The sequence below is a fragment of the Rhodococcus sp. MEB032 genome (genome assembly GCF_030208925.1).
Lineage (GTDB): Bacteria > Actinomycetota > Actinomycetes > Mycobacteriales > Mycobacteriaceae > Rhodococcus_F > Rhodococcus_F qingshengii.
The window spans coordinates 1-14397 of record NZ_JARVSY010000018.1 but is presented as its reverse complement, the minus strand read 5'-3'; the positions used below and the strand labels follow the sequence as shown (position 1 = coordinate 14397).

Genomic DNA, 14397 nt, shown 5'->3' with positions numbered 1-14397 from the left:
TCACACGATGAGCTTAGCGTCTCTCCGAAAGAACTGATCGCGTCATGCAATAGGAGCTGAGCCCACATGCCCGACAGCAGCACCGAAACAGCCGAAGCCGCCAGCGTTCATTCGACACTCAAAACAGGCTTGAAGAAGCGCCACCTGACCATGCTTTCCATGGGCGGCGTCATCGGCGCCGGTTTCTTCGTCGGTCTGAGCGGAATCATCAACCAGGCCGGCCCCGGCGCAGTCATCACGTGCGCGATCTGCGGGATCATCGTGTTCCTGGTGATGCGCATGCTCGGCGAAATGGCCGTGGCCAAGCCGTGTACGGGATCGTTCACCGAATACGCCCGCATGGCGTTGGGCGACTGGGCGGGTTTCACCACTGGCTGGCTCTACTGGTATTTCTGGGTGATCGTCGTCGGCATCGAATCCGTCGTCGGAGCAACCTTGCTCTCCCGGTGGATCCATGGTGTCCCGCTCTGGCTCATGTCAGCGGTACTCCTGTTGGTGATGACCGGGGTCAATCTTCTCTCCGTCAGCAACTTCGGCGAGGCCGAGTACTGGTTTGCGGGTATCAAGGTCGCCGTCATCATCGGCTTCATCGTGCTCGGCAGTCTGTTCGTCTTCGGCATCTGGCCCGGCAGTGAAGTCGATTTCAGCAATCTGACCGGCCACGGAGGATTTCTGCCGAACGGCTTCACCCCCGTACTGGTGGGCGTTGTCGCCGTGATCTTCTCCATGACCGGAGCCGAGCTTGTCACGATCGCCGCAGCGGAATCCGCCGAACCCGCCGGAGCGATCAGGCGGGCCACGAACACGGTCGTCTTCCGCATTCTCGCCTTCTTCGTTGTCGCCACCTTCCTCCTCGTGACGATGCTGCCGTGGGATTCGTTCGTCGTCGGCGATTCTCCGTTCATCTCCGCACTCGACCTGCTCGGAATTCCCGGCGCCGCCGACATTCTCAATCTCGTGGTTCTGGTCGCGGTGCTGTCCTGCCTCAATTCCGGCCTGTACACGGCGTCACGGATGCTCTTCGCACTCTCCGTCTACAACGACGCGCCGGCCTGGATGACACGGACCAACAGCCGCGGCGTGCCGGTGAAGGGCGTACTCGCCTGCACCGTGGCCGGGTACTTCTGTATCGCGGCCGGCTACATCTGGCCGGATACGATTTTCTTGTTCCTCGTGAATTCGTCGGGCGCAATCTGCTTGTTCGTTTACATCCTGATCTGTGTATCCGAACTACGCCTCCGACGCCGATGGGAACGCGAAAGCCCCGAGATTCTGAAATTCCGTGTCTGGTTGTATCCCGGCCTGCCGATAGTGGTCACTGGTCTGATTCTCGTGATCCTGGTGGGAATGGGTCTCAACGAACCCACGCGCGCGGAATTCGTCCAAAGCCTGGTCGCGCTGGGGGTCATCCTCGCCGCTTACGGCGTGAGAAAGTCTCGTACGCGAAAAGTCGGATCGTTCGCGACCGCCTCGAACAACGCACACAGCAGTTCGAAGAAAGCTTGAAACAAGCATCGAGTAAGCGCTCGACTCGATAATTGAACCTCTTCCCCGAAAAGAGCCGATCCGATGGAAGCGGTCGAACATAGATTTTCTCTTTACCTAAATTCAAGGCAAAATGGACAGCATGCCGAGCCCTGTCATCGCCTCCGAGGGGCACAGTTCTTGGCGAACACTTCACGAATGGTTCAACGAACCACACGACTACGAGTGGATAAAGCACCAGAGATCCGGCCGGGCAATCATTCCGATCTTCCGAACCTTGCTCGGAATGATGACGATCATCTTCGGACTGTCCGCTTTCTACAAATTGATCGGTCCGGATACGCCGCCGACCACCCCCGGCAAAGCTCTTTCGATTTTCATGATCTGTACGTGTGTGGGAATCGCCGCATGCTGGTTCACACAACCGTTTCCCGGACGCCGGGGGTTGCTTGCATTCGGAATATTCGCAGATCTCGGGATCGCGGCTGCCGTCCTCCTGGTGCCGGATCGCTCGTCCGGGACGTTCGGTTGCATCGTCTTCGCGGTCACCGGAACCTTTGCGACGCTTTTTGTCAGCGCAAAGTGGCTTGTCGCTCATGTCGTTTGGTCGACGACCGTCACGACCACCGTTTTCGTTCTTGCATATCTGGAAGGCGACGTCGATATCACGACGCTTCTGGCCCGCGGCACCGTTCTTTTCGGAGCTGTCACACTCGTTCCCATTTTTGCGCACCTGACTTGGCGCACTCTCTACCGCGATGCCCAGTATTCGGACCGGGATCCCCTCACTGGACTGTTCAACCGTCGGGGACTGGAAGGGGCAGTCGGCGATCTCTTCGAGAGCGCCCGAGACGATTCTTCATCTCTCGCCTTCATCGTCGTCGATATCGACAAATTCAAAACGGTGAATGATCTTCACGGTCATGCCGAAGGCGATCATGTCATCAGGAGAACCGCGAACCGATTGAGCACACATCTCGGCGAACGCGGAGTCATCGCTCGAACCGGCGGGGAAGAATACCTGGCCGTCATCGCCGGCAATCCCGAATCGACAACCCTGTTGATCGAAGGGATAAACGCGGCGCTGTCGGATTGTTCCGACGCGATCCCCACAACGGTGAGCGTCGGAGCGGTGATGATGACCGCCGAATCGAAGGCGTGGAGCGGCGGTGCTTCCGCAATCCTGGCGGCGACAAATGTCGCGGATTCGATGATGTATCAAGCGAAGGCGGCAGGCGGTAATACGATCCGCTCGGCTCAGATCTGATTCACAGCCACGTAAGTGGGTGGACGCTGCGCCCGGTTTCCGTGTCCGTCGCGGCAAGATACACATCGACGCGCTCAGCGGTCAGAGCCTTGCTGATGTGGTAACCCTGGACCAGGTCACACCCGACCCACTGGACGCGGCGGAACTGCTCGATGGTCTCCACGCCCTCGGCCAACGATTTCATACCGAGGGACGCGGCCAATTCGACAATGGACTTCACCACGGACATCTTCGGATCGTCCGAGTCGGTGACCAGCATGCGATCGATCTTGAGAACGTCGATTGGAAGTCTCTGGAGCGTGGCAAAGGACGAATAGCCGGTGCCGAAATCGTCGAGTGCGACGGTGACCCCGAGCTCACGCAGCTTGTAGAGATCCCGGATCGCGCGATCGTCCACAACACCTGTCTCGGTGATTTCGAGCTGCAGCAGTTGCGGAGGCAAGCCCGAATCCGTCAGCGCTTTCTTCACCATCGCACCGAACTCTCGCGACACCAACTGCACTGGTGAAACGTTGACCGAGACGCCAATTCCGGTCGGCCACCCCGCAGCAGCGGCGGTCGCCATCGCCATTGCCTGCGCGCCGAGGGGAATGATCATTCCGGTTTCCTCCGCCACCGAGATGAACTGGCTGGGCCCGATGAGGCCGCGGCTGGGATGGTTCCACCGAAGAAGAGCCTCGAAGGCCACCACTTCACCGGTCTGAGTGTCGACCTGAGGCTGGTAATGGAGATCGAACTGCCCTTCCTCGATCCCTCTGTCCAGCTCGTGCAACGCCGTCGCCCGCGCCGATGCCCTCGCCCGCAGCAGCGGTGAGAACTTACCCACTCGATTGCGTCCCGTCGACTTCGCCTCGTACAGAGCCAGATCCGCCAGCATCATCAATCCGTCGGCGTCCGTCGAATCCTCGGGCGCGCTCGAGTAACCGATCGTGGCCCGCACTTCGATCCGATTGCCTTCGACGAAGAATGGTTCGTGCAGCACTTCCAGGTACCGATCGAAGATCACACCGGGATCGTCGCGCGAAGAGGTGCAGACGATCAGCCCGAATTCGTCACCGCCCATCCGCGAGCACATGTCCGAACCGATCACGTCGCGAAGGCGTTTCGTGACTTCGAGAAGTAATTGGTCCCCGATCGGATGGCCAAGGGTGTCGTTCACCGATTTGAAGTTGTCGAGGTCGAGAATCCCGACGAGAACCTGCTTCTCCGGCACGCGGGAATCGATCGCTTCCTCGAGCGCCACTCCGAACGCACGACGGTTCGGTAACCCGGTCAACGAGTCGGTGGCCGCAAGGCGAAGGATCTCCTGCTCGTGGACATACCTCTCCGTGATGTCGGAACCGACACCGCGCCAACCCAGAATCACGCCGGATTCGAGGACCCGTGGATTGCCGGAAAGAGACCACCAGCGTCGCCTACCGTCGACATGCACCGGCACGACAGTGTCCCGGAAGGGAGCACTCGATTCGAGTTTGTCGATCATCTGGGCCGCGGCCGCACGCCCCTCCGGACTCGATGCGATCTGGAGTCTGGTGAGGAGTTGTCCGAAGGTGAGTTGCTGCAACTCGTCCACCGTCATACCTGCGACCTCGGCGAGACGTGCCGAGGTGTGGGAGAACCGGCCGTTGGTGTCGCACTCCCACAGCCAGTCGCGGGAACCGCCCTCGAAACCGTCGAGCAACAACGCCACAGTCTGACGCTCGGATTCCGCCTGAAACTCTGCGAGACAACGTCTCTGGAAAGAGGCCGACAGATAGACCGCCCCTACGGTGAGCGCAAACATGTAGATGCACAACTGAATCGCAAGTATGCGAAAGTGGGGTTCGGCGTGGACGACGAGAACAGTGAAGACGCCGAGGCCGTGAATGTAGATCCAGGTCAGGCTCACCGATCTCAGACTCGAGAACGTCACGGTCCCGGCGCCCATGATCCCGGCCATCGTCGCGATCAGAACCAAGTCGCGGAAGACGTCCATGTCGTGAAAGAGCAGAGCGAAAAGTGTGACGTCGAGGGTCGCGACCACGATCACTTCGACGAGCAGACCCACGTAGTCGTAGCGCGGGGTGTGCTTCGACGGCCGCCAGCGAAGGGGAATCCATACTCGGATCGAATTCGCGAGGACGAGAAAGATGAGGGCGCCACCCAACCACCTGAGCGTCTGACGTCCGGGCGGGACGGTGTAGGTCAGAATCACGACCAAACTCGCCATGTACGCAAGATTGGCGAACGGCGCGACGGCTGCAGCTTCGTCTATCTGACGGCGAAACAGGCTGTTGCAGTCGGCCTCCGAAGCAGGATCTTGCCTGCCCAATCGACTCGGACGGCTCATCAGCGAGGCATCCCGACATCTGCGCAGGCGCCATCAGCGGGCGTCGAATCCGCTCGCCTGGCCATCCGAACCTCCCCTGGCTCCCCACCGAACCCTTATCCGGTGAAACGTCAGTGTTTCAGACTCGCTGCTTGTTTCCTTCACAACGGTAGCCATCTGACGAATCGATTGTGCGCAGATCACTATATCCAGAGGTCGTTCCGTCGATCGTCCAGGTCGATCCGCGATTGCTGATTCTTAGCTCGAACCACGTTTGTCGCCGACCGCGACGCGGGGGATTCGAGCGGTCGGGAACAACGCGGCGATTGCGAGCAGCGCTGCCACGGCAAAAGCGACACGCAACGCGTCCAGCCTGGCTTCTTCGTTCACGTCCACGATCGCATCCGCCGTGGACTCGGCGACGCCGGCGTCATCGAGAGCGGATCGGAGTTGCGTCGTCGACAGGAACGGCACGCCCGAGGCCATGTCGGTGCTCGCTTGCTGCTGCACCGATGTCGGAACCGCCGGATTGTCTTCGATTCCGGCGATCGCCGACGTCGTGAGAGTGGCAATGAGAACCGATCCGATCAGGGCAGTTCCCAAGGAAGCGCCGAGGTTGGTGGCGGTGTTCTGCAACCCGCCGACCTCGGTGCTGTGCTCGTCCGGGACCGAGGACACCGTGACGGCTCCGAGCTGCGAAGACAGGCACCCCAAGCCGAAACCCATGAACAGCATGGGAATCATCACGATCGCCGCATTGGCGCCGGGGTCCATGCCTGCAACGAGCATCAGAATGCCGACGACCATGACCAACAATCCGACTCGGACCACGCGTCGCGGGTTCGCGGTAGGCCGTAGCTTCGGAATACCGATCGCCGCCACGACGAGCGCCGCCGACAACGGCAGGATGCGAACTCCCGTCTCCAGGGCACTGAGCTCCAGAACTACGGACAAGAACAACGGGACCGCGAAGAACACGCCCGCCTGGACCAGAAACTGCGCGAAGAACATGGAAAGTCCGCCACTGAGCTCGCGGTTTCGCAGCATCGCCGGATCAAGCAACGGCTCCTTCCCCGCAGCGGCCAGGCGTCCCTCCCAGCGCAGGAATCCGTACACGACCAGGAGCCCGGCGATCAGTAGCCACACCACCGGGGAAAGCCCGACCAGCTGCGGTCCGTCGGGTTTGGCCTGCACCCAACCCCACTCGCTCGAGCGCAGTACGCCGAAGACGATCATGCCCAGCCCGACCACGGACAAGATCGATCCGACGTAGTCGAGGCGCGACTTCGACGGTGGGACGTCGACCACCTTGCTGAGCACCAGCAAGATCAGGACAACGATCACGACTTCGCCGACGAACACGTAACGCCATGACGCAAATGTCGTCGCGGCGCCGCCGATCAGCGGCCCGACCGCCACGGCCATCGCGCCGGCGGCAGCGACCAGACCGTAGGCAGCCGGGCGCTTCTGAGCCGGAAAGTTGGTGGCGACGAGCGCGACGATCGCGGGCATGATGAGTGCCGCACCGACGCCTTCGAGGAACGACCATCCGATCAGCAGGACCGCAAGATTGGGAGCGAGCGCCGTTGTCAGAGAACCTGCGCCGTAGATGATCAAGCCGAGCGCGAAGGCCCGGCGACGACCCATCATCGACCCCAGCTTGCTGCCCGTGATCATCAGCGTCGCCATGACCAGGGTGTACAGCGTGATCGCGGTTTGAATGCCGGTGATGCTCGTGCCGACGTCCTCGGCGACGGTTGCCATCGAAACATTCATGACCGAACTGTCCAAGGTCATCAGGAATTGGCTGGATGCCAACACCGTGAGAACCAGTCCTGAACCCGCCTGCGTCGTCGAACCAGCAACCTGTCCGTCACCCATCGTGCGGGTGTACCCGGTGTTCAGGTTCTCGAAGCAGACCGGTCAGTGCTGTTCGAGGCTGAGCTGATCCGCCCAAGCCGACACGTCCCCGCGTTCCAGAGCCACCGCCAGCAGTTCCGGAAACTTGTCCGGCGTGCACGCAAACGCGGGAATCCCGAGGGCACTCAGCGACGCTGCATTGTCGTGATCGAACGACGGTGCCCCGTCGTCCGAGAGTGCCAGTAGAACCACGACTTGAACGCCGGAGTTCTTCATGGCGGCCATCCGGCGCAACATCTCGTTGCGAATACCGCCCTCGTAGAGGTCCGAGATCAGAACGAACATCGACTCGGCAGGACGCGAGATCAGTGACTGGCTGTACGCGATTGCGCGGTTGATGTCCGTGCCCCCACCAAGTTGGGTCCCGAAAAGGACGTCGACTGGATCGGACAGTTTGTCCGTCAGGTCGACGACGGCAGTGTCGAAAACCACGAGCGAAGTCTTCAGCGCCTGCATCGACGCCAACACCGCGCCGAACACGGACGCGTAGACGACGCTGGACGCCATCGAACCCGATTGGTCGATCGCCAGGACTACGTCGCGCTGCACGGATTTCGACTTGCGGCCGTATCCGACGAGCCGCTCGGGGACGACGGTTCGATACTCCGGAAGGTAGTGCGACAGATTTGCTCGGATGGTTCGGTCCCAGTCGATGTCACGCAACTTCGGATTCGACGTTCTGGCCGAACGATTGAGTGCCCCGGTCACTGCGGCCTTCGTTTTCTGCGCGATTCGCTCTTCGACTTCCCGAACCACCTTGCCGACGACCATTCGAGCAGTGGCCTTGCTGGCCTCCGGCATGACCTGGTTGAGGCTCAGCAGCGTCCCGACCAAATGCACATCGGGCTCGACGGCATCGAGCAGTTCCGGTTCGAGCAGCAACTGCGCCAAACCCAGTCGGTCGATCGCGTCCTTCTGCATCACCTGCACCACCGTGCTGGGAAAGTACGTCCGGATATCGCCGAGCCATCTGGCGACGGACGGAGCCGACGCCCCCAATCCGGCTGAGCGGCGTCGCCCCTTGGTCGGGCCGGACGAATCGTAGAGTGCGGCAAGAGCTGCATCCATTCGACGCTCGCCCGGTTGGCCCAGCCCACCCGTCGATTCTTCGGCGGATTCCCCGAGCATCAGTCTCCAGCGTCGAAGGCGCTGATCGTCGTCGCTCATGCGCCCACTCCCAAGATGTCCGCAACGACCGCCATTGCCGCTCTGCCGCGTCGAGCATCGGTCTCCACTGTCGTTTCGACGCGTCGGCCGCCTCTGACCGCCTGACCGATCGCTCGACGCTCCCCCGCCTCGAACGCTCCGAACGTACGTCGAAGCAGTGGAAGCGTGTCGATGAAGTCCTGCTCACGAAGTTGGCGAACCCACGTGTCGATCAGCGTGAGCAACGCTCGATCGTGAACGAGCACAAGCCCTCCTCCACCGAGAAACCCGTCGACCCACCCGGCTTTGGCGGTCGGCGTGCTTCCCACGGACAGGGCCCGAGACAAGCGCTGGGCTGCAGCGGTTTCCGTGATCGAACCGCTGTCGCGCAGTAGCCGCACCATCCGGCCGACGAGTAATCCGTTGACGTCGTCACGGTCGATCACGCCGGCCATGGCCTGCAGCCACCGTGCGCTCGCATCGCGATCGTCACGAACCATGACTGCCGAGTGAACCTTGTCGAGGTGTTCGCGAAACTCCTCGGCACTGGGATCGTCCAGGCCCGTGACGGCGACTGCGAGGCCAGTGCAAATGCGGATCAACAGACTGTCGGCGACGTCGACCAATGCCGACACGTCGGTTCCGCGCACATCGCCGTACCGCAGCGTTCGCGTCAGCGTGGGCAGCGCCGCCATCAGGTGCGACACGTCATGATCCAGTGCCGCAACCGTTTTCACACTTTCCAGCACAGCGGACAACGCTGCCGGCAGGTTCGCCAGGAGCGAGTTCTCCAGTAGTCCGATCAGTGACGCGAGAGAAATGTCCGGCTCGTTGATCTTCGAGACGACACATGATGTCGCCGCTGCAACCACCGTCGTGCCCCACAGCGACGCCTCGATCACCGAGACCGAGAATTCGGGCTTCCATTGCAGCGCCCAAGTCTCCCGGAACGTTCCGGTGGAACGGACCTCACTGTCGGCCGGGGTTCCCCAATCGATCTCGAGGATCCCCAGTCGGTGCAGGAACTGGGAACGCTCGACGTCGATGTCGCGTCGCAGGTCCAGATCGAGAGTCTTTGCTCCCGCTTGTTGTCTGAGCCGCAAGGTCTTCGAGCGTGCGCGCAGGTCTGCTTCGAGTGGGACTGTCGGCGTTTCCTCGGGCACCGCGCCCAGCGCTTCGCCCACAACCAATCTTCGCGTGATCAGATCCAGAAGAACGTCGTTCCCGTCGCACATCACCGACCTCGTTGCCTCGGTGACCTCCGACAATCCCGCCAAGGGTCGAGAACGCAGTGCCGCCAACGTATCTGCCAACCGGACAGCTTCGATGACGTGAGCACTCGAGATCGGAAGGTCCTCGTCCCTGAGCACCCGCGCAACTTTGGTGAGCCACCGCGTGATCGTCTTGTCGTTCGCGGTGAACAGGTGGTGATACCAGCCCGGCGAGGTGATTCCGGCGCCGTAACCCGATGCCGACGCCAGGCGTGAATGTGTCCAGGGAACCCAGGTCAGCGAGGTCTTGACCTTGGACATTCCTTTGAGGATGCGAGCATCGGGTGCCGCCGGCCCCAAGGCTCCGACCAACGCCGGCGCGTGCCAGGCTCCGCAGACGACCGCTACCCGCTCAGCGCCATCTTTCAACGTCTTTCGCAGCACCTGACGCATGTACGCTTCGCGATGCGCTGTCTCCTCGTCGATCGGCACTGTCTCACGCAGCGCCTCCATCGCCTCGGTGATCGCATCGAAAGAATCTGCGCCCGAGCTCGATTCGATCACCGAATCCCACCAGCGCTCGGTGTCGTCGAAACCCGCGGCCGCGGCCAGTTCCGACAGAGGATCGCCCTCGCGGACAGTACGAATCCCCTGACCCGCCAACACGTTGAAGGCGGGCAGATCGCAGAACCGTGCCTGCACACCGTTCTTCGCAGCCCACTGCAGCGCTTGCCATTCGGGTGAGAACACCGCAAACGGCCAGAATGCCGCCTTCGACGGTTCGCCAGTGGCGTACGCGAGCAACGCAATCGGTGGTTCCATCGATTCCGACGCCGCCAGCATCACCAACGGGTCTGCGTCCGAAGGCCCTTCGATCAGGACGACGTCAGGCGAGAACTCTTCCAGGCCCTGCCGAACCGAACGAGCAGATCCCGGGCCGTGGTGACGGATACCGAAGACCCGGACACGCAGGTCCGGAATCACGATGGTCACCCGGTGACCTCGCGGCACGCCCGGTAGAAGTCGGACCACTCGCCGCGTTCACGCACTACTGCCTCGAGGTACTCGTTCCACACCACCTTGTCTGCGACCGGATCCTTGATCACCGAGCCCAGGATTCCGGCAGCGACGTCGGATGCCCGCAGTACGCCGTCCCCGAAATGCGCAGACAACGCCAAACCGTTGGTGACCACCGAGATCGCCTCCGCCGTCGACAGAGTTCCGGACGGGGACTTCAACTTGGTGCGGCCGTCGGTGGTCGTGCCTGATCGCAGTTCCCGGAACACGGTGACGACCCGGCGAATTTCCTCGGCTGCTGCGGGGGTTGTCGGCAATTCCAGTGCTGCGCCCAGCTGTTCGACTCGACGTGCCACTATGGCCACCTCGTCTTCCTCGCTGGCCGGCAAAGGGAGGACTACGGTATTGAACCGTCGACGCAGTGCGGACGACAGATCGTTGACACCGCGATCGCGATCGTTGGCGGTAGCGATCAGGTTGAAGCCCTTGGCTGCCTGCACCTCGATGCCCAGTTCCGGCACCGGCAACGTCTTCTCGGAGAGAATGGTGATGAGAGCGTCCTGCACGTCGGCCGGGATACGCGTCAACTCTTCGACGCGGGCGATCTTCCCGCTTTCCATCGCCGTCATCACGGGAGAAGGCACCAGCGCACCGGCGGTCGGCCCCTCGGAGAGAAGACGTGCGTAGTTCCAGCCGTAGCGGATAGCTTCCTCGGGCGTACCCGACGTGCCTTGAACCAGGAGCGTCGACGCACCCGAGATTGCGGCCGAAAGGTGTTCGGAGACCCAGGTCTTGGCCGTACCGGGAACCCCCAACAGCAGTAGCGCCCGGTCGGTGGCAAGAGTTGCGACGGCCACTTCCATCAACCGCCGTGGACCGACGTACTTCGGCGAAATGACGGTTCCGTCGTCGAGAGTGCCACCCAACAGATACGTCACGACGGCCCAGGGCGACAAGTTCCACGACGGTGGACGCGGACGAGCATCCTGCGCGGCCAGTGCTTCGAGTTCGAGCGCGTACTCCTGCTCTGCGTGGGGCCGCATCAGCTTTGCCGGTTGCGCGAGCTTTTCCGGTTCCGTGGTGGGCACGGTTACGCTGTCAGTCACTTGAGCTCCTCGAGCAGAGTCTTGCGGTGGGTGATGGCACTGGCAGTTCTGGCGAAGGTTTGCCGCCAGTCGGGGTCACGAGCACGCTCCGCCGCACGCTCCAGCAAAGTTACTGCGCTGTAAGGAAATCGAGTCTCGGCCAGGCGCAGCGATGCGACGTACTTGTAGCGTGAGAATTCGCCGGCCTTGGCGCCTCCGTCGGCACGTCTGGCCGCAACTCGTTCCCACTGGGCTACCACTGCCCGGGTGATGTCCTCGGGCCATGGACCTCGCAGAGCGTCGTAGATCGCTGCCCGGCCCGGGTGCAGAACGTTGGCGTCGCCGTTTCCGGACCTCAACAGATCAGCCAGCGCCTTGGCCGGCACCAACGGGAGCACGCGTCGATCGGTGGCGGTGCCGCGCATACGAAAGAGTTCCAGCGCCCATTCCGTATTGTTCTGCGCGACTGCGGCGGTGGACCACGCGTCGTGAAGGATCGGTTCCCAGCTTTCGTCAACGCTCATCCCCAAGACCTTGCCTGGTCCACCGATCATGTTGTTCCACAGAGACAACGGCGCAGAACCGATCGCCTGACGCACATACTCGGCACGATAGTCGGTGTGTGGATTCGGCCGGTCTTCGATGCCGTCTCGCCTCGCCGCTGAATCGACTTCCTCAGGCGGGACGATGACGAGCGTGGACCGAACGAGTTTCCGTTCCACCCGCACCCATTTCCGAACCCGAGCAGCCATTCTCTCCCCGAACTCCGATTCGGGGAGTTGTCCGAGTACTTCCACTGCCGCGCGTCGCACGTCCTTGCGACGGTCGTCGAGGGCTTCCTCCAACAATGGTTGATCATCCGCACTCAGTCCGTTTGCCAGCGCCGCGACGAAGGCAGCCTTCTGTTCGCCCCGCTCGGTGCCCCAGGACATTCGGAGTTCGGCCAGCGCCAGCGCGGGATCTGTTCGACGAGTGTCTATCAGCCACTGTGTGCGCTGCGACGAACTTCCGTGACGCCACACGTCCGGGTTGGCATCCCTGGTTCGGACGAGTTTGCTCCACTCGGGGTTTTGCGCGGCAAGCCATCGACCACGCTCGCCGACAATCTGCAGGATGCTCTCCCGGTGAGCTTCACTTGCACGTGCAAAGGAAAGCAACTCGGCGACCAGATGATCAGGCGCACGGTAATTGTGCTCCAACGCGACTGCGAACCATTCGTCGAGCAAGGTCGCCTTGGCCGCGAGCATCGACAGCAGATGCGCCGATGAGGATTCCGGCAGCGTGAATCGAACATCGTCTGGCGCAGGTGTCGGCACCGCCGCCGTGGTGGAGCCCGCACCGCCACGGCGGTACGCCCTCTCCAACGCTGCTCCTGCGAGAAGCATCTCGGCAGGATCGCCGTCGAGTTCGCGAGCGTAGCCACGCACTTCAGCCGGCAGCTCCTCAAATGTTGTTGCTGTTCTGGCTGTCCCAAGGAGCGCCGCTGAGATCAATGTACTCACAGCACGATCACCTGCCCTCCCGTGAAAACCGAGATCGGAGTAAGAGCCAGCGCGTTCCACGTTCCGCAGACTGTGACCGGGTAACCGCCGGAAATGCCGAGCAACTTCCACAGAAGATCCGAATCACCCTCTGCCCGAAGCGCTGTGCCCGATTCGTCGACGACAAACCATGATCCGTCGACGAACGACGGGACCACCGAACTGATCACTGCCGGCCACGAGCGCAACCATGGATCCGCGGCGAGGGCATCGGTAAACTGCTGCAACGCAGTGTCGATGCTTCCGAACGGCATGGTTGTGAAGGGCTCCGGTTCTCCGTGCGTGACCCCTATCCGCGCCCGCAATGCCGCGGCACCGGGATAGAAATGAACATCGGCGTTGAGCAGAAACCCGACTGGCGGCGTTTCGGTGGCAAAATTGGCCGACCCGTGGGAGAAGTCGAGCAGCATGGCCCACCGCTTCGAATTCCTGCCGAGCATCCACACCGTTCGGGTGAACAGTCGCTTCTCCTCGGTGATCCCGGAACCGAGAATCATCCAGTTCTCTTTCACCGGAATCGATTCCATCACACTCTCGGTTGAGACCGGATAGCCGACGTGTGCTTTCACCGAATAGGCAAGATCTTCCGGCAACTCGGACAGCTTCTGATGCGCAGCAACCAGCAGGTGCAACCGAGCCAACTCGTCGAGGACTTTCTCGGGCCAGTTCTCGGTAGACGCAACGGTGCCCGCCAAGGCTCGAAGTGTGCCTGCGACACCAGGCGCCTGAGCATCCACCATTCGAGCAGCTACTGCGTCGAAGCCCGCCCAGGATGTGTCCATCGCTGCCAGACCACTGCGAATCTGATCGGTGATCCACAGGTCCAATTCGACGAGACCGCTCGCAACGCGGTCGGCGCGCTTCTGCGCTGTCGCCGGGTCGGGAGCCCTCTTGGGAGCCTCGTCGCCGGTCTCAGCCCTTTCGCCGCGGGTCTCGGCCTTCTCCTCGCGGCGCAACAACCACTCTGCCGCGAAGTCGGCGGGCTCGTCCGCCGACGGCACACGCCCTTCCGACCATTCCACCAGCAGCCCCAGAGCATGTTTGCACGGAAACTTTCGACTGGGGCACGAGCACTTGTATGCAGGGCCCCTCAGGTCGACCACTGCTTGATACGGCTTCGAGCCGCTGCCCTGACACAGCCCCCAGAGCGCGAGACCCCTGTTGCCGGCATGGCTCCACGAACCAGCCAACTTGCGCGCAGCGGCCAGCGATGCGGCGTCCGGAGCTACCGACGCCACCTGCCCAGCTGTCCACGGCGAAGTCACTCGACAACAGTATGACAACCCGCTGACATCACAGAGTCAGGCCGATTCGTTGGGAATTACCCCTTGACTCGAACACATATTCGAATATGATTTGGGGAGGGGATCGGGGGATTCAATGAGTGTCTTGTTGTCGGACGTGGTGTCTGGTTCTG

Annotated in this window: 9 protein-coding genes; 2 read left to right on the top strand and 7 right to left on the bottom strand. The window is 61.9% G+C overall.

Going from position 1 to position 14397, the window contains the following annotated elements:
- The first annotated feature begins 66 nt into the window (after positions 1 to 66).
- Both QRN54_RS19740 and QRN54_RS19735 read left to right on the top strand, forming a co-directional pair.
- The gene (locus tag QRN54_RS19740) at positions 67 to 1506 is read left to right on the top strand and encodes an amino acid permease (protein WP_030536080.1); all 1440 of its coding nucleotides are present in this window, start codon (positions 67 to 69) and stop codon (positions 1504 to 1506) included.
- Positions 1507 to 1627: 121 nt separating this feature from the next.
- Positions 1628 to 2752: a GGDEF domain-containing protein gene (locus tag QRN54_RS19735; protein WP_064113656.1), complete on the top strand. Its 1125-nt coding sequence runs from the start codon at positions 1628 to 1630 to the stop codon at positions 2750 to 2752.
- Position 2753: 1 nt separating this feature from the next.
- Here the strand turns inward: QRN54_RS19735 and QRN54_RS19730 are convergent, their stop codons facing one another.
- The 7 genes from QRN54_RS19730 to QRN54_RS19700 form a co-directional block, all read right to left on the bottom strand.
- A complete protein-coding gene (locus QRN54_RS19730; RefSeq protein WP_285182915.1) occupies positions 2754 to 5081 on the bottom strand; it encodes a putative bifunctional diguanylate cyclase/phosphodiesterase in 2328 nt (775 codons plus the stop codon).
- Between the two features lie 237 nt (positions 5082 to 5318).
- Positions 5319 to 6941 (bottom strand): MFS transporter, encoded by a 1623-nt coding sequence (locus QRN54_RS19725; protein WP_285182914.1) that lies wholly within the window; start codon positions 6939 to 6941, stop codon positions 5319 to 5321.
- A 42-nt stretch (positions 6942 to 6983) separates the two neighbouring features.
- Positions 6984 to 8147, bottom strand: coding sequence for a VWA domain-containing protein (locus QRN54_RS19720; RefSeq protein ID WP_047269390.1), 1164 nt, complete (start codon positions 8145 to 8147; stop codon positions 6984 to 6986).
- Positions 8144 to 10330, bottom strand: coding sequence for a DUF5682 family protein (locus tag QRN54_RS19715; RefSeq protein ID WP_285182913.1), 2187 nt, complete (start codon positions 10328 to 10330; stop codon positions 8144 to 8146). Before QRN54_RS19715 ends, QRN54_RS19720 begins: the two co-directional genes overlap by 4 nt.
- Positions 10327 to 11397: an ATP-binding protein gene (locus QRN54_RS19710; RefSeq protein WP_285182957.1), complete on the bottom strand. Its 1071-nt coding sequence runs from the start codon at positions 11395 to 11397 to the stop codon at positions 10327 to 10329. The genes QRN54_RS19715 and QRN54_RS19710 overlap by 4 nt, the downstream gene beginning before the upstream one ends.
- Before the next feature lie 59 nt (positions 11398 to 11456).
- Positions 11457 to 12941: a DUF5691 domain-containing protein gene (locus tag QRN54_RS19705; RefSeq protein ID WP_502944066.1), complete on the bottom strand. Its 1485-nt coding sequence runs from the start codon at positions 12939 to 12941 to the stop codon at positions 11457 to 11459.
- A complete protein-coding gene (locus tag QRN54_RS19700) occupies positions 12938 to 14245 on the bottom strand; it encodes an SWIM zinc finger family protein (RefSeq protein ID WP_030536087.1) in 1308 nt (435 codons plus the stop codon). Before QRN54_RS19700 ends, QRN54_RS19705 begins: the two co-directional genes overlap by 4 nt.
- Between the last annotated feature and the right edge of the window lie 152 nt (positions 14246 to 14397).

What these genes read in the sequence shown, in the direction of transcription:
- QRN54_RS19725 (WP_285182914.1), bottom strand. Translation starts at nt 6,941, where the DNA reads ATGGGTGACGGACAGGTTGCTGGTTCGACGACGCAGGCGGGTTCAGGA.
- QRN54_RS19735 (WP_064113656.1), top strand. Translation starts at nt 1,628, where the DNA reads ATGCCGAGCCCTGTCATCGCCTCCGAGGGGCACAGTTCTTGGCGAACA.
- QRN54_RS19730 (WP_285182915.1), bottom strand. Translation starts at nt 5,081, where the DNA reads ATGAGCCGTCCGAGTCGATTGGGCAGGCAAGATCCTGCTTCGGAGGCC.
- QRN54_RS19720 (WP_047269390.1), bottom strand. Translation starts at nt 8,147, where the DNA reads ATGAGCGACGACGATCAGCGCCTTCGACGCTGGAGACTGATGCTCGGG.
- QRN54_RS19710 (WP_285182957.1), bottom strand. Translation starts at nt 11,397, where the DNA reads ATGCGGCCCCACGCAGAGCAGGAGTACGCGCTCGAACTCGAAGCACTG.
- QRN54_RS19740 (WP_030536080.1), top strand. Translation starts at nt 67, where the DNA reads ATGCCCGACAGCAGCACCGAAACAGCCGAAGCCGCCAGCGTTCATTCG.